This is a genomic window from Synechococcus sp. UW69, from assembly GCF_900474185.1.
GTDB lineage: Bacteria > Cyanobacteriota > Cyanobacteriia > PCC-6307 > Cyanobiaceae > Parasynechococcus.
The window spans coordinates 83,383-101,690 of the sequence record NZ_UCNW01000004.1 but is presented as its reverse complement, the minus strand read 5'-3'; the positions used below and the strand labels follow the sequence as shown (position 1 = coordinate 101,690).

Below are 18,308 nucleotides of genomic sequence, written 5' to 3'. Positions count from 1 at the left end.
TATTCCAGCCGAAGGGGCCGCAGAAAAAAAGTCGGCATCACAACTGTGCTGTTGGTGCACGATATTGATTCGATTTATTCACTATTTCGACGCGAAACCGTGCTGAGGCTAGGGCGTGCTCGTGTCGTCGTTGGGCACTTCCCGGGATCCAACCCTCAGTTCCAGCTGTTCGCGCAGCTCCTTTGGGCTGAACAGGATTGGCAGAAAGTGAATGCTCTGGGTTTCGCGGAAATAGAACAGGCCTGGCAGCCAGGGGGCGAACAGCCGCCAACTCAGCCATTGGTCGTAGGGGAATCGGCGCAGCTCGCGGCCGTTCTGCCAGACGATCAGAGCCTCCTCCTTAAATTCCAGGCGCAGGCTGGCGCTCTGGATCAGCAGAAATAGTCCGAACAGCGCCACGACCAACGTGGGCCATGGGGTTAGCGGTAACGGCAGCAGTGCCAGTCCGAGGCCCACCACCAGCAGCGGCAGCCGCACGTCCGGCTTGAGGGTGACGGGGGTGGGGGTTGAACTCATGTTCCGAATAGCACCTGGGTAAGAACGACATCCATCAGGGCCACCAGGATCAGAATCATGACCACCGCGCCGGTGGTGCTGGTGCCCACTTCCTTGGGGCCGCCGCGGGTGGTCAGCCCCCAGCCGCAGGCCACCGTCGCGATGATCAGCCCGAAAACCAAAGCCTTCACCAGCATGAATGGCAGGTCAAGGGGGTCCATCCAGGTGCGCACCGACGTCCAGAACACCGCCGGTGGGATGTTGTAGAGCGCCGTGCTGGTGAGTTGGCCCGACCACACCGCGACGAGGAAGAAGAAGAAGCACTGCACCGGTGCCATCACCACCATGGCGATCATTCGGGGCACCACCAAGTACTCCACCGGATCGGTTCGCAGCATCGTGATGGCGTCAATCTGTTCCGTCACTTTCATGGTGCCCAGCTGGGCTGCGTAGGCAGTAGCCACCTTCCCGGCCAGCAGGCAGGAGGTGAGCAGGGGAGCGATTTCCCGGGCCAGGCCGATCGCGAGGATGCCGCCCACCGTCGATCCCGCTCCCTGGCGGGTGAGTTCGGCGGCGACCTGAATGTTGAACACCGAGCCGGCAGCTATGGAGATGATCAGCACGATCAGCACGCTGCCGGGGCCGGCTTCCAAAAGTTGATCGAACAGCTCCCCCCGATCGATGCGTCCGCGCAGGGTGGCTGCCACGGACTGCCCCCCGATCAGCAGGCTGGATCCCAAGCGTTTGATCGAACGGGGCGTCTTCATCCGGCGGCCTTTTGTAGATGGGCTCCACGGTCAGGCCAGCCTCGCATCACTGCAAGGCCGCAGAGCACAAGAATGGCTGGCAGCAGGCCCATGCAAATGCGGATCGCCAGCAGGGCTGAAAACGGTTGTTCGATGAAACTCAGGGCCCCACTGCAGTCGCCCCCTTTGGCGGAGATGTAACCCGTGAGCGAGAGCAGGCTGCCGAACACCGACATGGTTAGGCCGATGATCAGCTTTTGGCCGAACACCATCCAGGCGGTGTAGAGCCCGGCGGGTTTGTTCGGGTCGGCGTCGATGGCATCGGGAAGCAGCGACCAGGGGATCAGATAGGCGGTGGCGGCCCCCACTCCCACCAGGGAAATCAGGCCGACCAGCGGCAGCAGTTGCAGCAGGCCGGGATCTGCCGGCAGGGGTGGGAACACCATCGAGAGCATGCAGGCCGTGATCCAAAGCCATGCGCCCCAGCGCAGGGCGGCCACCCTGCCGTTGCGATTGCTGAGGGCGCTCCAGAGCTGAAGGCCCAGCAGGGCGGCGATCTGGAAGGGCAGCAGGATCCAGGTGGACAGGTTGGCGGGCACATGCACCACTTGCACCAGCCAGATCAAGGCCACTACCTGCATCAGTTGCAGGCCGAACCAGAGCAGGACGTACAGCCCCAGCACTTGGCGGAAACGGGGGTTGGCCAGCACCCGTTTCAGTTGCTGCATCGGTGCTTCGCTGGTGGCTACGGGGCGCTGGGCCCGTTTGGCGTAAGGGGCGAGTCCCCAGCAGCAGAGCAGCGTGGCGATGGCGGCGATGCTGCCCGTGATGCGGCCCATCGCCAGGTAGCCCCCGCCGCCATCGGTCAACACCACCGATGCCACGACGAGTCCACTCAGGCCAGCCAGGATCGATCCGGTGAATCGCGCCGCATTGAGGCGGGTGCGAATGGCGGTGTCCGGCGTTAGTTCGGTGCTGAGCGCGGCGTAGGGGAGGTTGACGCTCGTATAGGCGGTCATTAAAAGGATCGCCATTACCGCGTAGTAGCCCGTGCGTTGCCAGGTATCCCCGGGGGGGACCCACCACATCGCTGCCAGGCTGATGCCCAGCGGTAGGGCTGCGGTCAGCATCCAGGGCAGTCGCGGCCCCCATCGGCTGCGGGTGTGATCGCTCAGCCAGCCGATCATCGGGTCATTCAGTGCGTCCCAGACTTTGCTCACCGTGAGCAGGGAGCCGGCGATGTAAGCCGGTAGGCCTGCGGCGCAGATGAAAAAGGGGAAGAGATAGAAGCCCAGCTGGGTTGCGGCAAGTCCAGTACCGGCATCGCCCAGGCCGTAGGCGAGCATCAGCCTGCGGCGAGACCCCTGCAGGGATGCGTCGGTCGGTGTCACTCGGAGGCTTCGGGCAGGCGAATTGCCATAATGGACGCGTACTTACGGCACCACCAGCCCTGCGGCACTGGTTCGTTTGTACTATGCGGGTGTTGTGTAATGGTAAGACCTCAGCCTTCCAAGCTGATGACACGGGTTCGATTCCCGTCACCCGCTCTGTTCACAACCGAAGGTCGGTTGTCTCCTCATCGGCGAGCAGCAGCACGAAGCTTCTGCTCTGCAGCGGAATCTCTACACCGCTGAAGCTGGCCGGTTCTGCCGGAAAATCTTTGGGACTGGGTAACGACGTGTCGATCACCCGCTTCCAAGGGGAGGCCGGAATCGGCAACTCAAAACTGAGACTTTCCTTGTAGGCGTTGAAGCCCATCCATAGAAGTGCGCCGCGGCTGCCGCTGTGGAGGCTGGTGGCCGTGGTGCGGCTCCAGGCCGCCCAGTCGGGTTTGGCCAGGCTTACTCCGTGCCATTGACGCCAAAGATCGCTCTGTTGTTGAGCTGATTTGCGGTTGCTCTCCCGCGGCGGCACCAGAGGGTTAAACAGCTGCGGCAGGGCCTGGCGCAGGCGCAGTAGGCGTTGCAGAAATTGCTTGAGTTCCAGGTCGCAGTGGTCTTCATCCCAGACCATCCAGCCAAGCGGGCTGTTCTGGCACCAGCTGTTGTTGTTGCCCCCCTGGCTGCGGCCCACTTCATCGCCCATTAGCAGCATCGGCACGCCACGGGCCAACAGCAGTGAGCTGAGCAGGTTGCGTTGCTGACGCCGACGCAGGGTTTGCACCAGAGGATTGCTGCTGGGGCCTTCAATGCCATGGTTCCAGCTGTTGTTGTGGTTCTCGCCGTCGCGGTTGTCTTCGCCGTTGGCCAGGTTGTGTTTGCGGTTGTAGCTCACCAGATCCGCCAGGGTGAAGCCGTCATGGGCGGTGATTAAGTTCACCGAACGCCCTAGGGCCACGGGCTTGCCGTCATAGAGATCAGGGCTGCCCTTGAACCGCTGGGCCAGGGTCCAGGTGCTGTGCTCGTCTCCTTTCCAGAACCGCCGCACCCCGTCGCGGAAATGGCCGTTCCAGGTGCCGATCCGCTTGGCAGGGAAATCCTCCAGCCGATACAGACCGCCGCAGTCCCACGGTTCACTCACCAGCTTGAGATCGCTTAGATGCGGATCGGCCTCCATCGCCGCGAACAGGGGTGGTTCGTCCAGGGGTTTGAGTTGATCGCCGCGGCTCATGGCGATGCCCAGGTCGAAGCGGAAGCCATCCACCCCCAGCTCCAGGGCCCAGCAGCGCATCGAATCGAGGATCAGCTGGGTGCTGATTGGTGCATTGGCGGCGATCGAGTTGCCGCAGCCGCTCACGTCCTGGTAGTCGCCGTCTTCGTTTTGGTGGTAGTAGACGTTGTCCGCACAGCCGCGCCAGCTCAGGGTGGGGCCATGGCGGTTGCCCTCCGTGGTGTGGTTGTAAACCACATCCAGCAGCACCTCGATGCCGGCGTCATGGCAGGCGGCCACCAGTTGGCGCACTTCATGACGGGCCTGGAGCGGATCGCCACTGCTGCAGTAGCCGTGGTGCGGTGTGAACCAACTCAAGGGGCTGTAGCCCCACACGTTGTCGCGCCCGGGGGGAGCATCTGCAGGGTCGAAGCAGAACACCGGCAGCAGCTCAACCGCCGTGATGCCTAGCTCCGTGAGGTAGGGCAGCTTTTCGATCAGTCCGAGGTAGGTGCCACGGTGTTCAACGGCGACCCCTGCATCCTCCCGGCGGGTGAAGCCGCCCACATGTAGCTCATAGATCACCGTGCGTTGCCAGTTGTGGCGCGGTCGGGGATGGGCCTGAAAATCGAACAAATCTCGTTCGCAGACCACCCCCTTAAGGCAGGCATGGGCGTTGGGCGAGGGGCCGGTGGCCAGCACCCGGTCGTAGACATCCCAGCCGCTGATGGCGCGCGCGGCGGGGTCTAACAGCACCTTGGAGGGGCGGAAGCCGTGCTCCCCGGCCGCCAGAGGCCCAAAGACGCGGTAGCCGTAACAGCAGCCCTCGCCGAGACTTTCCACCTCCACATGCCAGTAGTCGCCGGAGCGGTGACGTCGACTATCCAGTTCGATCACCCGCTTCGGACTGCGGTCATTGCCGTTGCCGTAAAGCAGCAATTCGATGCGGTCGGCTCCGGGGGCCGCCAACACGAAGTTCACACCCCTGGTGGTAATGCTGCTGCCAAGGGGCCAGGGAGAACCGGTGTGAATGCCACTCAAGGCTGCTGGGGCATCTCGACTTCAAACTAGTGGTTTGGTCCGTTGTGTGAAGCGATGGCGATGACCACCACACTTGAGGCCGGTCGGCCGCCGCAGCAGCTGCGCGACAACCTCTGGTTGTTTCCGCCCAACCGCGACAGTCAGGGCGGCAGCGCCTGGTGGCTGGATCTGGATCCCGAGCCGGTATTGGTGGACTGTCCGCCGTTGACGGAGGCCAGCCTCACCGCCCTGCGTCAGCTGGCGGGAACGCGCATCCCAAGGATCTTGCTGACCAGTCGTGAAGGGCATGGGCGCCTGCGTCGCCTGCAGGAGCGTTTGGGCTGGCCGGTGCTGGTGCAAGAACAGGAGGCTTATCTATTGCCCAATGTTCAGCCGTTGGAGACCTTCGTTGAGCAGCACACCACCGTCGCTGGAGTGCGGCTGTTGTGGACGCCGGGTCCGACGCCGGGAAGCTGTGTGGTGTTCGCACCGGCACCAAATGAGCTGTTGTTCTGCGGGCGTTTGCTGACGCCATGGGCTCCAGGGCAGCTCGCACCCATGCGCCATGCCCGGACTTTTCACTGGTCCAGACAGCTCAACAGTCTGGCCAAACTCAAGGGTTGGATTCCCCCAGATGCCAGTCCCCATCTGTTGTCTGGGGCTGCACTCGGTGCCCTGCGTGGGGAGCGTCTTGTGCCCTTTAGTGGGTGGCGTGATGTTGCGCAGAACTGCTAAAGCATTGCGGCACAGGACTTTTCGCTTGCAGCAACCGGTTGCTCTCCATACGATTGGGCCGCTTGGGGAAGGCAGCGGCGAGACCACTACGCCGTTTTTGAGCCGTCTCCCGCCCCCCGACTCTCTCTAACCAATGAACAAAGCTGATCTGGTGAATCTGGTGGCTGCTCGCACCGAGCTCACCAAGACCGACGTCTCCATGGTTGTCGACGCCGCCATCGACACGATCATCGACTCTGTGGTTGAAGGCAAGAAAGTTTCCATCCTGGGTTTCGGTTCGTTTGAGCCCCGTGAGCGTTCTGCCCGTCAGGGTCTGAACCCCAAGACCGGAGAGAAGATCGCGATTCCTGCCAAGCGTGTTCCCGCCTTCACCGCCGGCAAGATGTTCAAAGATCGCGTTCAGGGCTGATCCACGGTTCATCTTTCGTTCCCCAGGCGGCCCGATGGGTCGCCTTTTTTATGTCTGTTCCGGAGCATCTGCAGCAGCATCTGGAGGCGGGCCGAGCCCTGTGGGCTGGTGGTGGCTATCGCGGTCGTTTTGCCCCGTCGCCCACTGGGGCCCTCCATCTCGGCAATCTGCAGACGGCTCTGCTGTCGTGGTTGGCGGCACGTCAGGCCGGTGGTGCTTGGTTGCTGCGCATTGATGACCTCGATACGCCGCGCAATCGCGCCGGTGCAATTGAGTCGATCCAAAGGGATTTGGTCTGGCTGGGTCTGTCTTGGGATGGCCCCCCTGTGCTGCAGAGCGAACGGCGTGGCATCTATCACTCCTGGTTGTCGTGGTTGCGCCGTTCCGGTCGTCTTTTTGCCTGTCGCTGTTCCCGGCGGGAGCTGGCCGATCAACCGATCTATCCAGGGATGTGCCGGCAGGCTGGGCACGCCTGGGGCTGGCAGCAGCAGCGGCTCCCCAGTTGGCGCTTGCGGGTCGCAGATGATGACCCCCACGGCAGTGGTGATGTTGTGCTGCGCCGGGCCGACGGGTTCATCGCATATCAGCTCGCCACCGTGATCGACGAACTCAGTTTTGGCATCACCGATGTGGTGCGTGGTGCCGATCTACGGGAAGCGTTGCCGGCCCAGCGCAGCTTGTTTGATGCCTTGGGTCAACAACCGCCCCTGTTTCGGCATGGCCCGCTGCTGCGCGATGCCCAAGGACAAAAACTCTCCAAGCGAGTCGCTAGTTCAGGCTTGGCATCGCTCCGTGCCGCGGGGATGGATGCGGCCATGGTTGTCGGACGCTTGGCCTCGGGCCTCCAGCTGGTGGACCCCGATGCACGGCTCAGCGCAACAGAGTTGCTCGAAGACTTGACGCATCAGGAGATCAATGCAGTGATTTCTTAAGGATCACTTCGGGATCGCTCGAGGGATTTCGCCTCAAACTGAATTCATCTTCTGATCCTTGGGATCATGTGCACTTGCACCGTTTGTGGGGGCAGTGGAATGCAGCGTGTTTCGGGTGATCGCTTCCGAACATGCATTGTCTGTCTTGGGACTGGTCAGCTCAGTTCAGCCGTGCAGTCCGCACCGTTGAACCACCAGCCGATCAACGCGCCTGGCCTGGCCAAACTCAGTTGTCCGACCCGGCCGATGGCCTGAGCTTCGGTGGGCTGAATCTCAGCTCAGGGGAGCTTTTTGGTTGTTCTGGATCACGAAATAGGTCACCGTCGCCACCACGATCAACAGAGGCACCGCAGTGAACAGCAGCAGAGCAAGGGCGGTCCAGTCTGTGTACACGGCGGTGTGATTGATCGTTGTTGCGGCATCATCTCAGTAAATCGTCCCCCTGAGCCCTGCTCACGCGCTCCGTCACAGTCCTGCTCGCTTTCGGCATGGTGGCCCCGGCAGCGCTGGCCTCGTCCCTGACTGCCTTTCAGGCCCGAGCTCAGCGCTGCCTTGAAGCGGGTCACCACCAGCTCTGTCAACAGGCCCTGCTTGAGGCGGAGGCCCTTCAGCGACGGGCATCGGCTCGCAGTGCGTACCCCTGTCAGACGTTGTTGCTGGGCGTCCAGGCCGATTTGATCATGCAGCAACTGAAGGCTGGCCGCGGTGCTCAGGCCGTTGTGGATCTGCAGGCTGCAACCCGCGGCTGCGCTGGGCTCTGAAGCGAGAGCCTGGTCGCCGATGTGTTTCTCCCACGTCCGGCCATTGACCAACCCGGCCATTGACCAACCCGGTCATTGACCAACAATGACCGGTGTTGTGCTTCCCCCGCGGATGGGCGGTACCACCTTGGTTTTGCCGTCCCACTTATCGAGAAAGAGCTTGTAGAGGACACTGTCATTAAGCGACTTGGTCAATGTTTGAAACTTAAGGGCTTCTTGCTCTGCAATTTGAACCTCTGTTTTTGCGCGTAGAAGCTGCTGTTGAGCAATTTGTTTTTGTTCAATTGCTGCTCTGTATTCTTCGGCGATCTTGAGGCCAGTGATATCGAGGCCCTTCACGGCCACATAGTCGAATTTGCTCAGTTCGTTTGAGACGCTTTCTTGCACAAGGGTGGAGATGTTGTTCCAGTCAGTTGCGATGGTGTCGAGTTCATACTTCGAGAACACCGACTTCAGAGACTTCAGCAGTGATGGCTGAATCACCCTTGCATAGATTGCAGAATCGTCGGTGGCAATGGTGCTGTAAATCCTTGGCGCCTCCCCAGGTTTGACGGCGTATTTCACCGTTGCTGTTGCTTCGATTACCTGTAAATCCTTGGTGAGTGTCGAAAATTTTTCGGGGATGACCTGCGTTCTTACGCTGAAGTTATGGGTTGACTGAATAAAAGGGAGTTTTAAGTTCAAGCCTGGTTCCCGCGGGGTGTCGGAGACTTTCCCCAGGGTTGTGACAACGCCAACTTCGCCAGCGGGAACAACGAAAACAGTCGATAAGAGGGCGATGCCACCAATGAAGACCGTCGTGATGCCGACCACTGTTTTTGTGATCTGCTCTGGTTGGCCCTTGGATTGCATGATGATGGCGTGAATCGATAATTAAAATATTAGTGATCCCTTGTTGGTTGTGATGAAAAAATATTCTGGGGATTTCTGGGCTGGGTCTGCTGCAATTTTTGTTGCTTCGTTGATGAGCAGTGTGGGTCAGTTCTGTTGTTTGGTGTAGGTCTGGATCGTTTGTGCTCCTGAAGATCAGTGGGGAAGGCCCCTCATCAACCAGGACTCCATCACAAAGAACAGAAGGAAGAAACCAACAATGCCTGCAACGAGGAGCTTGCCGTTCATTGAATTAGCTCCTTACTTCTCTGTGCATCCAGCTGATCCAGTCCGCGGAAATCTCCTGCGGACACACCGCCTCGCATTCGAGGTTGCTGCTGCAGCTGCCGAAGCCCTCCTCCTCCATCTGGCGTTGCATGGCATCGGCACGGCGGGCCCGTTCCGGTTGCCCCTGCGGGAGCTGACCCAAATGCGCCAGTTTGGCGGCCACGAACAGGCTGGCTGAGGCATTGCGGCAGCTGGCGACGCAGGCGCCACAACCGATGCAGGTCGCTGTGCTGAAGGCGCTAGTGGCTTGCTCTCGCCCCACCGGCAAGGCGTTGCCATCCGGGGCCTGACCAGTGCCTGTGGAGCAGTAGCCCCCGGCGGCGATAAGGCGGTCGAAGGCGGAGCGGTCCACCATCAGGTCCTGGATTGGAGGGAAGGCTCGTGCGCTCCAGGGCTCCAGGGTCAGCACCGTGCCATCGCTGAACTCCCGCAGATACAGCTGGCACACCGATGTGGCGGTCCGAGGTCCATGGGCCTGGCCATTCACGAGGAAGCCGCAGCTGCCGCAGATCCCTTCGCGGCAGTCGTGCTCGAAGCTCACGGGCCGTTCTCCGGAGCTGATCAGTTGTTCATTGAGCTGATCAAGTGCTTCAAGCAGGGAGAGATCGGGGGAGACGTTCTCCAGTAGATAGCTCTGATGTGTCCCGGGTTGATCGGCGCTGCTCTGGCGCCAGATGCGCAGGGTGAGTTTCATTTGTAGCTCCGGGTGCTGGGTTGCAACGTGGTGAACTGCAGCGGTTCGCTGTGGCGGATCGGCTCTCCGTCTGTGTTGTGCTCCCAGGCCGCGATGTGGGCGAAGTTGGCATCGTCGCGACGAGCTTCACCATCTTCACTCTGGTGTTCCTCGCGGAAGTGGGCGCCGCAAGACTCCTCTCGGGCTAGGGCATCCCGCAGCATCAATTGGGCAAGCCCGAAGAAGTCTTTAACCCGCAGAGCTTTCTCCAGCTCGGCATTGGGACCGCTGGCGTCGCCGGGCACCCGCACTTCAGTGTCGAAGCGCTGTTCCAGGGATCGCACCTGCTGCAGCCCCTCCTGCAGGCCATTGGCATGGCGGCTGATGCCGCAGCGGTCGATCATCACGCTTCCTAGCTCGCGATGGAAGCTGTCCACCGGGGTGTTGCCCTTGTTGTTGAGCAATTGGCTGATCCGGGTGTGTGTGCTCTCCAGGGCCTCGCGGCAGGCCGGGTGGTCGGTGGAGAGATCCTCGGCCGGTGTGCTCGCCAGCCAGGCCGTGACCGTGGACGGCGCGATGAAGTAGCCATCGGCAAGCCCTTGCATCAAGGCGCTGGCCCCGAGTCGGTTGGCGCCATGCTCGGAGTAGTTCGCTTCCCCGAGCACAAAGAGGCCTGGGACCGAACTCATCAGGTGGTAGTCGACCCAGAGGCCGCCCATTGTGTAGTGGGGGGCGGGATAGATCCGCATCGGCTTGCTGTAGGGGTCGTCGCCGCTGATCCGCTCGTACATCGTCATCAAGTTGCCGTAGCGCGCAGCAATGGCGCCGCGACCTTCGGCTTTGATGGCATCGGTGAGGTCGAGGTAGACCGATCGCCCCCCCGGGCCGACGCCACGCCCGGCGTTGCAAAGCTCCCTGGCTCGCCTGGAGGCGACGTCCCGCGGCGTCATGTTGCCGTAGGTGGGATAAAGCCTCTCCAAGAAGTAGTCGCGCTCCTCTTCAGGAATCGCATCGGGAGATCGTGTCTCGTCCGGGTTTTTGGGCAGCCAGACCCGCCCGTCGTTGCGCAGGCTTTCGCTCATCAGTGTCAGCTTGCTCTGGAAGACATCGCCACTAGGAATGCAGGTGGGATGAATCTGGGTGAAGCAGGGATTGGCGAAGAGGGCCCCTTTGCAGTGGGCTCGCCAGATCGCACTGGTGTTGGACTTGAGCGCATTGGTGGAGAGGAAGTAGACGTTGCTGTAGCCACCGGTGCAGAGCAGGACAGTGCGGGCGGTGTGCACCTCCAGCTCACCGCTCAGCAGATGGCGCGCCACCACACCGCGTGCGACCCCATCCACGGTGATCAGCTCCAGCACGTCCCGGCGGGTGAGCAGTTGAACGCGGCCCAGCTCCACCTGGCGCATCAAGGCCTGGTAGGCGCCATAGAGCAATTGCTGGCCGGTCTGCCCCCGGGCATAGAAGGTGCGGCTCACCAGCGCTCCGCCAAAACTGCGGGTGGCCAGGCTGCCGCCGTATTCGCGAGCGAACGGCACCCCCTGGGCGACGCATTGATCGATGATGCCGCTGCTGATTTCCGCCAGTCGCTGGCAGCCTGATTCGCGGGCGCGGAAGTCGCCTCCCTTGAGGGTGTCAGCGAACAGGCGGCTGACGCTGTCGCCATCCACCGCTACAGAACGTGCGGCATTGATGCCCCCCTGGGCCGCCACCGAATGGGCACGTCGCGGGCTGTCGTGAAAGCTGAGCACCGTGACCCGGTAGCCCTGCTGCGCCAGGGTTGCCGCCGCTGAAGCGCCTGCCAGGCCGGTCCCCACCACGAGTACATCCAGCTGCCCTTTGCGTAAGGGGCTGATCAGCGGCAGTCCCTCCCGGGTCCTTCGCCAGGCATCGGCGAGGGGACCGGAGGGAATCCTGGGGTCAGGCCAACCACTGCTCATGCCAATCCTCCGAGGGCCAGTCCCAGGCTGATCAGCAGGAAGCCTCCTCCGATGACAGACGCCAGCAGGCGCCCCCCCCAGCGGATGCTGGGGCCATTAACCGGGGTCAGCAGCCCCAGGTTGCGATGTGCTGCCTCAGCACCGTGCAGAAGGTGCAGCCCGATGGCCAGGCTTCCGGCGGCATAAACAATCAGGCTGATCGGTTGCTGCAGCACCTGCAGCAATGCCTCTCTCTCCAATCCGTCTGCAGGACGGGGCCAACGCAATTGCTGCAGGTGCAGGGTTAGGAATCCCAGCGTGATGATTCCTGCAGCGACTTTGCTGCGGCTGGCGAGAGCCGCGAGCGGTCGACCACGACGGCTGCGCAGCGCAGCTGTATTTCCAGCACCTCGATTTCGCAGCGTTTTGACGATGGTGAAGCTCAGATGCACGGCTGCGGTGGCGGCCAGGCCGGCCTCCAACACCGGCAGCCATGGCTGGTGATGCAGGGCCGTGGCGTAGTTCTTGAACTGCACCGGTGCGATCAGCGCTGGCAACAAACCGGCCAGATGCACGACCAGAAACAGCACCAGCAGCAACCCACTCAGGGCTGATCCGATACGCATCGGGTTGGGGGCCTGCATCAGTTCCAAAACACAGGATTCCGGCTGGGACGATACCTGCCGTAGTCGAGTTCACTAGGCATCAAGTCTTCACTGATTCCCACACAGATCGTATTCAGCGGCATCGAAAAGCTGCTGCCATCTTGATCAAAAGGCCCTTCCACGTAGGCGCCAATCCGCTCAGCAATCAAGAAGCCGAAAAAGAGCAGGATTCCGGTAATCGGTGAACCTTGGCTTTCGAATGAGAGCAGCAGCTGCGTTCCGAACACCCAATTGATCACACGAACGAAGAGGTCGTAAGGCGGTGGAATCGGGGTGTTGCGGATCCGTTCGAGACCACCAACGGCATCGGTCATGGCATCACTGATCTCCAGCAAATGAATGCGACCCCGCTCGCTAATCCACTGCTCCTCAGCCAGCTGCTGAATGGCCATCGCCCGTTGAGCCGACAGGCTCCGAACTGTGCTGTTGACGGGGAGAGCGAGCTGATGCAGCAGCTGTTGGCGCATCAACTGGAGATCAGGGTGCCAGAAGTTGCGCAATTCAAAGTTCAGTTGCCAGGCAATGGCGACCTGAAGCTGCACCAAGTGCTGTGTTCGTGCACTTTGCCATTGCTGCTTACTTAGCAATCCGCGTAGGCCGTCGGCCCAACAGCGGCTTTTGTTCACAACGGATCCCCACAGTGTTCGCGCCTCCCACCAACGGCTGATGGCTTGGGTGTTGCGGAAACCGATGAAGATCGACATGGCGATGCCGAGAACAGCCACGGCCTTCGTGCTCAGCAACCAATCTTTGAGGTGAATGTCGAGCGGGATCAGCACAGCACTCATCAGCACCAGCATCCCCAGATCGAATTTCGCCCGTTTCACGAGTTGGAACGCCACCCGCCAGTAGTCGCGTTGGTTGGTAGCGGCCGGGTCCCCGTAGCTGCCTGTTTCGAAGACCACGCCTCTTGAGGGAAGCATCACAGAACGTGCACAGCGCTGGTTTTCAAGTATTGACGTTGCCATCTTGCGTGGAGTTCTAGGAAGCCGGACGTGCGCGTCTCGTCCCGTCGTATTCGCTGGTTGATCCCATTGGTGGCAACGGTGCTTGTAATCAGCTTGTTATTGCAACCCTTACTTCACTTTGTAATTACTAATTAGTTCGTGAGGCTACGCATTCTGTTGTGTTGTGACCATTTCATGGGCTCAAATTATTAGAGAGCCAATAAAGAATCGACGTCAACCAGTGCTTAAACCACTGTGAACATGAAGTGAAGCCGATGACCTGACTTGAACAGGCGACCCACGCTTTACGAAAGCGTTGCTCTACCGGCTGAGCTACATCGGCGTCATCAGCAATTTAACATTTGCTCTGATTCCCACGGGGACGTTTGTCCGACAATCAGCGCTCAAAATCCAGCCTGGATCCCGCTTTGCGGGAGCGATTGCTCAAAGAGTCACAGACTCCCTGGCGGGGGCTCCGACGACTGCTCTGGTTCGCTCTCTTTGCCTCCGCTGGGCTCGGCCTGTTCACGATGGCCTTCCGTGCTTCCGCTGGCGACAGTGTCGAATTGGCTGATTTCGGGATCCAAGGCGGTGCCCTCCTCCTCTTCACCGGGCTGCTCTGGTTCGACCGGGACAGGAGCGGCAGCAGTGGTGACTGATTCAGGCGAAGCCGATGGGTTGGCGTTCTCTTCTGAACCGGCTTCACTCTCAACGTCGTCTTCAGCAGCCTCTTCTTCAGCACTGTCGATATCCAGGGCGGAGTTGCTGCTGTCGTTCATGTCGTCGTTGTCGAGCTTCAGCTCTTCAGCCTCAAGCTCATCAGAGTCCTCAGGCATCCCCCGGTTGATGTCTGTGCTGTCTTGAACGGTGGTCTCATTTTCAGCGCCGTCATCCGTCTCCGGCTCCGCGGGTTCCGCGTCGATGGCTTCGTCGGGAATCTCGTTGTTTGGTTGATCGATTTCCGTTTCAGATGCGTCGATGTCTCGGTCGACGCCATCACTGGCTGATGCGTCGACGTCCGCCACCTCAACGGCTTGATCCGTGTCGTTGGCTTCGGTTTCAACAGAGTCCTGATGAATCCCCCGGTTGATGTCTGTGCTCTCTTGTTCGGTGCTCTTGTTTTCAGCGCCGTCATTCGTCTCCGGCTCCGCGGGGTCCGTGTCGATGGTTTTGTCGGGAATCTCGTTGTTGGACGGATCGGTTTCGCCTTTGTCCTGGTCTTGGCTGTCTTCAGCAACGGCTGGCGCGTCGACGTCCGCCTCCTCAACAATGCCTTCAGTGCTTGGGTCTACCTGAGCCTCCGGCCAGTCCAGGGCGGGGAGGTTGAGCAGCTGCAGGCCAAGGCTGGTGCGTTGCGTTGCAACAGCTTCAGCCCGGAAGGTTGAATCAGCAGCCGCAATTGTTGTTGCCGAACCAACCAAGACCGCTGCGGCTTGAACCAACTGCTGCAACTGCCAGACGATCAGCGCCAGCAGCGGACTGACAAGCAACAGGCTGACGAGGCGGGACTGGCCCGAAACCGGAGAAAATTCATTCACCAGCACTGCTGAATCATCGAGCCACCAGAGGGTGGGCAGCAGGATGACCGCCGCCACTACTACAGCAATGCGGCTGCTGAGACCGCTTTGCGATGCACTGATGCGGAGTTGATCGCTGCTGCGGCTGGCCAGCGGCTGACGCACCAGCAGCAGTGATCCCCAGTCGGCGGGGCGCCGCCATAACGCCACAGTCGGAGCCAGCACCCCGACGCCCCAGATCAGAAATCGCTCCACACCAGGCACAGGTCCCGGATCCGCGCCGGCTAGAACCAGGCGGATCACCAGCAGTTCCAGTGGGATGGCTCCAAGAGCCAGGCACTGAAGCCAGAGCAGTGGCTCGCTGCGGGGCTGCACGATCGCTTGCGGGGTCAGGTGGTGAGTTTGCGACGTTGGGTGACCATCTTGAAGGCTTCAATGCGATCGCCTTCTTCCCAATTGGCGAACCGATCGGTGCCGACACCGCATTCGAAGCCTGTGGCCACTTCCTTGACGTCGTCCTTGTTGCGACGCAGGGAGTCGAGGTCGCCCTCGTAGACCACCTGTTTCCCGCGATGTACCCGCACCCGGCAGTTGCGATGCAGCTTGCCAGTGTTGACATAACAACCGGCAACGGCACTTTTGCCGATGGTGAACACAGCGCGCACCTCGGCTTCGCCCAGGGCTTCTTCCACCAGCTCCGGCTCCAGTAGACCTTCCATTGCCATCTGGATGTCCTCCAGAAGCTTGTAGATCACGTCGTAATCGCGGACGTCCACCCCGGTGGCATCTGCGGCCTTCTTGGCTCCGGAGGCCATGGAGGTGTTGAAGCCCACGATCACAGCGCCGGATGCGGCGGCCAGATCCACGTCTGTTTCTGTGATCTCACCGGGTGCAGACAGGAGCACACGCACCTGAACCTCATCTTTGGGCAGCTGTTCGAGCGATCCGAGGATGGCTTCCACAGAGCCCTGAACATCTGCCTTGAGAATCAGGTTGAGTTCCTTGAGCTCGCCGTCATTCGCTTGACCGGACATGGCCGTGAGCGAGACCCGTCGCGATGCCATCTGTTGGGCGAGACGTGTGGCACGGGCATCGGAGGCACGATCGCCCACAACAGCCCGGGCCGACTTCTCGTCTGGATATACCTCAAACTCATCACCGGCTGTGGGGACCTCGCTGAAGCCCAGGGCCTCCACGGCGAAGGAGGGACCGGCCGACTTCAGCCGTTGACGGTTGTCGTCCACCATGGCGCGCACCTTGCCAAGCACCGGACCAGCGGCGACCACGTCGCCGGTCTTGAGGGTGCCGTTCTGTACCAGCAGCGTGGCCACGGGGCCTTTCGCTTTGTCGAGGTGTGCCTCGATCACGGTGCCGCGGGCCAGACGATCTGGATTGGCCTGCAGGTCTTCCACTTCGGTAACCAGCAGCAGCATCTCCAGCAGTTTGTCGATGTTCTCGCCCTTGATGGCGCTCACCGGCACCATCACCACATCGCCGCCCCAGTCTTCCGCCAGCAGGTTTTGTTCGGACAGCTCCTGTTTGACCCGCTCGGGAGATGAACCCTCTTTGTCGATTTTGTTGATCGCCACCACGATCGGCACTTCAGCAGCCCGTGCATGGCTGATGGCTTCAAGGGTTTGAGGGCGGACGCCGTCATCAGCAGCCACCACCAGCACAGCCACATCCGTCACCTTGGTGCCGCGAGCCCGCATGGCGGTGAACGCTGCGTGGCCCGGGGTGTCCAGGAAGGTGAGTTTTCGCGGCTCGTTGTTGTGCTCAACCTCAACCTGATAAGCACCGATGTGCTGGGTGATGCCTCCGGCCTCTCCCGCAGCGACGCGGGCCTGGCGGATGGCATCCAGCAGGCTGGTTTTGCCGTGGTCGACATGGCCCATGACCGTCACCACGGGAGGACGTCGGATCAGATGAGCCTTGTCGGCTTCCTCGATCATTTCGACGGTCTTCTTGGCAGCCTCCTCCACGTCGTCCTGGAGCACTGGCACACCGAATTCCTCGGCCACGGCCTCGATCGTCGGCATATCCAGGGTCTGGGTGACCGTGGCGATGACCCCCTTGAAGAACAGGGATTTGATGATCTCCGAGCTTTCGACGCTCAGCATGTCGGCCAGTTCCTGCACCGTGAGGTTGTCCTCCGGCACCACGATCATTTCGGGCCGCACCTGCTTGGCTTCCCGGGCTGCCCGCAGCTCCATGGCACGCCGACGCTGGCGCTGACGGGCGGTTTCCTTCTTGCGCTTGCGCATCGCCGCTACCGGCTTGGGTGCCGTGCGCTGCTGCAATTTGGGTTTTGAGGGACGAGCCAGGCTCGCCGAGAGAACCATGTTCTCCTGTTCCCCGGCGAAGCCGCCGGTCTGTGCCGCTAGCGAATCATCGTTTTCTCCGATGATGTGGACCTTCTGGCGCTGCTTCTGCGGCGAGCGGCTGCGCAGGGCTTCCAGCTTGGCGCTGTCATCCCAATCCGGCCGACCGGGACGTCGCTGGCCACCAGGACCGCCAGGACGGAAGCTCGGACGACGTGGTGCCGATGGAGCGGTCGGACGTGCCACGGGGGGTGTGGCTGTCCCTGCACCGGCTTTGGTCGGTGCGTCGGGACGGCGGGGGGCCGGTGCCGTCGGTCGGCCGACCGGCTTCTGCAGCTGCATGAGCTCACCGGGAGCCACCGGTTTGCGCATTCCAGCGGGCATTCCTGGACGCCCAGGAGCTCCTGGACGGGTGGGAGCACCCGGACGTCCGCTGCCGGTAGTGCTGCCGTCGCGACGAATCGGTTTCCCAACCAGTTCCAGGGTGTTGCCACTGCGTGGGGGCATCCCTGGTCGACTTTGTCGGGTGGGGGTTCCCGGTCTGCTCGGTCCCCCCTGGCGTTGGGGAACGCCGGTGCCAGCAGGGCGACGCGGCACGGGTTTACCCACCAGTTCGGGCTTGGGGGTGGGGCGTGATGGGGCTCCGGGCTTGCTGGGGGCTCCAGCACGGGTTGGTGCACCCGGTCGTGTCGGGGCTCCTGCGCGGATGATCTGTGGTTTTTGCTGGCCCTGGCCTGGGGTGGGGCGCGCGGGACTTCCAGCCCCAGCGGGACGGGGCGTTGGCCGAGCCGGGGTGGGTGCTGTTGGTTTGGCGGCAGCCTTGGGCTTGCTCACCAGCTCCGGTTTGGTCGCTGGCGGTTTGCTGACGGGCTGGGGCTTTGAGGCTGCTCGCGGCGCGGGTGAGGCTGCAGGCCGAGGCACGGGCTTTGAAGCCGTGGGTCGCGAAGGCGCTGCCGGCGGTTTTTGAGGGGCAGCAGGCCGTGCCGGGGGCGCCGACGCTTTTGCGGGGGCCGGCGTGGGCTTGCTGATGATCGGTTTCGGCGTTGTGGCTGCCGGTGGTTTCGGGGGTGCTTGCGGCGTGGGAGCCACCTGAGGCTTGGCTGCCACAGGCTTGCTCACGGCCGGTGTGGGCTTGCTTGGTGCGGCAGGGGCTGCCTTTTTCACCGACAGGATTGCTTTCCCTGGTGCGGGCTTGGCAGGCGCAGCAGCAGCGGGCTTCGCACCGTTCCCGCCCTTGACGAGGAGTGAACGAATCTTGCCGGCTTCAGCGTCGCTGATCGAGCTGCTGTGGCTCTTCGCAGCGATCGACAGCTTTTCAGCCGCGTCCAACACGTCCTTGTTCTCAAGGCCGAGGTCCTTGGACAGCTCGTAAATTCTGACTTTGCCGCTGCTGGTCATTCAGTTCGGGTCTCCGATCGGTCCGG

15 protein-coding genes, 2 tRNA genes and 1 pseudogene are annotated in these 18,308 nt (G+C 61.6%); 6 read left to right on the top strand and 12 right to left on the bottom strand.

Annotated features, from left to right (window positions below):
• Positions 1-108: 108 nt before the first annotated feature.
• The 3 genes from DXY29_RS01460 to DXY29_RS01450 are packed head-to-tail and all read right to left on the bottom strand — an operon-like array spanning position 109 to position 2,587.
• A complete protein-coding gene (locus tag DXY29_RS01460; protein WP_115022279.1) occupies positions 109-516 on the bottom strand; it encodes a DUF3119 family protein in 408 nt (135 codons plus the stop codon).
• A complete protein-coding gene (locus tag DXY29_RS01455; RefSeq protein WP_115022278.1) occupies positions 513-1,262 on the bottom strand; it encodes an ABC transporter permease in 750 nt (249 codons plus the stop codon). Before DXY29_RS01455 ends, DXY29_RS01460 begins: the two co-directional genes overlap by 4 nt.
• Positions 1,259-2,587: an MFS transporter gene (locus DXY29_RS01450; protein WP_115022276.1), complete on the bottom strand. Its 1,329-nt coding sequence runs from the start codon at positions 2,585-2,587 to the stop codon at positions 1,259-1,261. Before DXY29_RS01450 ends, DXY29_RS01455 begins: the two co-directional genes overlap by 4 nt.
• Positions 2,588-2,717: 130 nt before the next feature.
• Here DXY29_RS01450 and DXY29_RS01445 point away from each other — a divergent pair.
• Positions 2,718-2,788, top strand: a tRNA-Gly gene (locus tag DXY29_RS01445).
• A 4-nt stretch (positions 2,789-2,792) separates the two neighbouring features.
• On the opposite strand, the gene DXY29_RS01440 is transcribed toward DXY29_RS01445, so the two are convergent.
• A complete protein-coding gene (locus DXY29_RS01440) occupies positions 2,793-4,871 on the bottom strand; it encodes a glycogen-debranching protein (RefSeq protein WP_115022275.1) in 2,079 nt (692 codons plus the stop codon).
• Positions 4,872-4,925: 54 nt separating this feature from the next.
• On the opposite strand from DXY29_RS01440, the gene DXY29_RS01435 reads away from it, so the two are divergent.
• The 4 genes from DXY29_RS01435 (at position 4,926) to DXY29_RS01420 (ending at position 7,687) form a co-directional block, all read left to right on the top strand.
• Positions 4,926-5,585 (top strand): MBL fold metallo-hydrolase, encoded by a 660-nt coding sequence (locus DXY29_RS01435; protein ID WP_115022272.1) that lies wholly within the window; start codon positions 4,926-4,928, stop codon positions 5,583-5,585.
• Between the two features lie 133 nt (positions 5,586-5,718).
• Positions 5,719-5,994 carry an HU family DNA-binding protein gene (locus DXY29_RS01430; protein WP_006850925.1) on the top strand — a complete coding sequence of 92 codons (276 nt, stop codon included), beginning with the start codon at positions 5,719-5,721 and terminating at the stop codon, positions 5,992-5,994.
• Between the two features lie 50 nt (positions 5,995-6,044).
• Positions 6,045-6,926, top strand: a complete 882-nt coding sequence (gluQRS, locus tag DXY29_RS01425; RefSeq protein WP_115022270.1) for a tRNA glutamyl-Q(34) synthetase GluQRS — start codon at positions 6,045-6,047, stop codon at positions 6,924-6,926.
• Positions 6,927-7,414: 488 nt separating this feature from the next.
• Entirely contained in the window at positions 7,415-7,687 is a 273-nt protein-coding gene (locus DXY29_RS01420; protein ID WP_115022268.1) for a hypothetical protein, read from the top strand.
• A gap of 72 nt (positions 7,688-7,759) precedes the next feature.
• On the opposite strand, the gene DXY29_RS01415 is transcribed toward DXY29_RS01420, so the two are convergent.
• The 6 genes from DXY29_RS01415 to DXY29_RS01390 form a co-directional block, all read right to left on the bottom strand.
• Positions 7,760-8,539 carry a prohibitin family protein gene (locus DXY29_RS01415; RefSeq protein ID WP_115022265.1) on the bottom strand — a complete coding sequence of 260 codons (780 nt, stop codon included), beginning with the start codon at positions 8,537-8,539 and terminating at the stop codon, positions 7,760-7,762.
• Positions 8,540-8,810: 271 nt separating this feature from the next.
• Positions 8,811-9,539 (bottom strand): succinate dehydrogenase/fumarate reductase iron-sulfur subunit, encoded by a 729-nt coding sequence (locus tag DXY29_RS01410; protein ID WP_115022264.1) that lies wholly within the window; start codon positions 9,537-9,539, stop codon positions 8,811-8,813.
• A complete protein-coding gene (locus tag DXY29_RS01405; RefSeq protein ID WP_115022262.1) occupies positions 9,536-11,455 on the bottom strand; it encodes a fumarate reductase/succinate dehydrogenase flavoprotein subunit in 1,920 nt (639 codons plus the stop codon). Before DXY29_RS01405 ends, DXY29_RS01410 begins: the two co-directional genes overlap by 4 nt.
• Positions 11,452-12,078 (bottom strand): succinate dehydrogenase cytochrome b subunit, encoded by a 627-nt coding sequence (locus DXY29_RS01400; RefSeq protein ID WP_115022260.1) that lies wholly within the window; start codon positions 12,076-12,078, stop codon positions 11,452-11,454. The genes DXY29_RS01405 and DXY29_RS01400 overlap by 4 nt, the downstream gene beginning before the upstream one ends.
• Positions 12,078-13,022: a bestrophin family ion channel gene (locus DXY29_RS01395; RefSeq protein ID WP_115022259.1), complete on the bottom strand. Its 945-nt coding sequence runs from the start codon at positions 13,020-13,022 to the stop codon at positions 12,078-12,080. The genes DXY29_RS01400 and DXY29_RS01395 overlap by 1 nt, the downstream gene beginning before the upstream one ends.
• Before the next feature lie 294 nt (positions 13,023-13,316).
• Positions 13,317-13,389 (bottom strand) — tRNA-Thr (locus DXY29_RS01390).
• A 43-nt stretch (positions 13,390-13,432) separates the two neighbouring features.
• Between DXY29_RS01390 and DXY29_RS13270 the strand changes: the two genes are divergently transcribed.
• Positions 13,433-13,705: a DUF3493 domain-containing protein gene (locus tag DXY29_RS13270; protein WP_170952078.1), complete on the top strand. Its 273-nt coding sequence runs from the start codon at positions 13,433-13,435 to the stop codon at positions 13,703-13,705.
• A 672-nt stretch (positions 13,706-14,377) separates the two neighbouring features.
• Here the strand turns inward: DXY29_RS13270 and DXY29_RS13650 are convergent.
• Positions 14,378-14,938 (bottom strand): annotated as a pseudogene (locus tag DXY29_RS13650) (low-complexity tail membrane protein); the annotation flags it as partial.
• A 14-nt stretch (positions 14,939-14,952) separates the two neighbouring features.
• Positions 14,953-18,282 (bottom strand): translation initiation factor IF-2, encoded by a 3,330-nt coding sequence (gene infB, locus DXY29_RS01380; RefSeq protein WP_115022255.1) that lies wholly within the window; start codon positions 18,280-18,282, stop codon positions 14,953-14,955.
• Positions 18,283-18,308: the final 26 nt, after the last annotated feature.

Bases quoted from the DNA above. Each gene is read 5' to 3' on its own strand.
- DXY29_RS01435 (WP_115022272.1), top strand. From the start codon at position 4,926: ATGGCGATGACCACCACACTTGAGGCCGGTCGGCCGCCGCAGCAGCTG.
- DXY29_RS01395 (WP_115022259.1), bottom strand. From the start codon at position 13,022: ATGCTTCCCTCAAGAGGCGTGGTCTTCGAAACAGGCAGCTACGGGGAC.
- gluQRS (WP_115022270.1), top strand. From the start codon at position 6,045: ATGTCTGTTCCGGAGCATCTGCAGCAGCATCTGGAGGCGGGCCGAGCC.
- infB (WP_115022255.1), bottom strand. From the start codon at position 18,282: ATGACCAGCAGCGGCAAAGTCAGAATTTACGAGCTGTCCAAGGACCTC.
- DXY29_RS01415 (WP_115022265.1), bottom strand. From the start codon at position 8,539: ATGCAATCCAAGGGCCAACCAGAGCAGATCACAAAAACAGTGGTCGGC.
- DXY29_RS01400 (WP_115022260.1), bottom strand. From the start codon at position 12,078: ATGCAGGCCCCCAACCCGATGCGTATCGGATCAGCCCTGAGTGGGTTG.
- DXY29_RS01460 (WP_115022279.1), bottom strand. From the start codon at position 516: ATGAGTTCAACCCCCACCCCCGTCACCCTCAAGCCGGACGTGCGGCTG.
- DXY29_RS01450 (WP_115022276.1), bottom strand. From the start codon at position 2,587: ATGCTCGCCTACGGCCTGGGCGATGCCGGTACTGGACTTGCCGCAACC.
- DXY29_RS01430 (WP_006850925.1), top strand. From the start codon at position 5,719: ATGAACAAAGCTGATCTGGTGAATCTGGTGGCTGCTCGCACCGAGCTC.
- DXY29_RS01405 (WP_115022262.1), bottom strand. From the start codon at position 11,455: ATGAGCAGTGGTTGGCCTGACCCCAGGATTCCCTCCGGTCCCCTCGCC.
- DXY29_RS01410 (WP_115022264.1), bottom strand. From the start codon at position 9,539: ATGAAACTCACCCTGCGCATCTGGCGCCAGAGCAGCGCCGATCAACCC.
- DXY29_RS01455 (WP_115022278.1), bottom strand. From the start codon at position 1,262: ATGAAGACGCCCCGTTCGATCAAACGCTTGGGATCCAGCCTGCTGATC.
- DXY29_RS01420 (WP_115022268.1), top strand. From the start codon at position 7,415: ATGGTGGCCCCGGCAGCGCTGGCCTCGTCCCTGACTGCCTTTCAGGCC.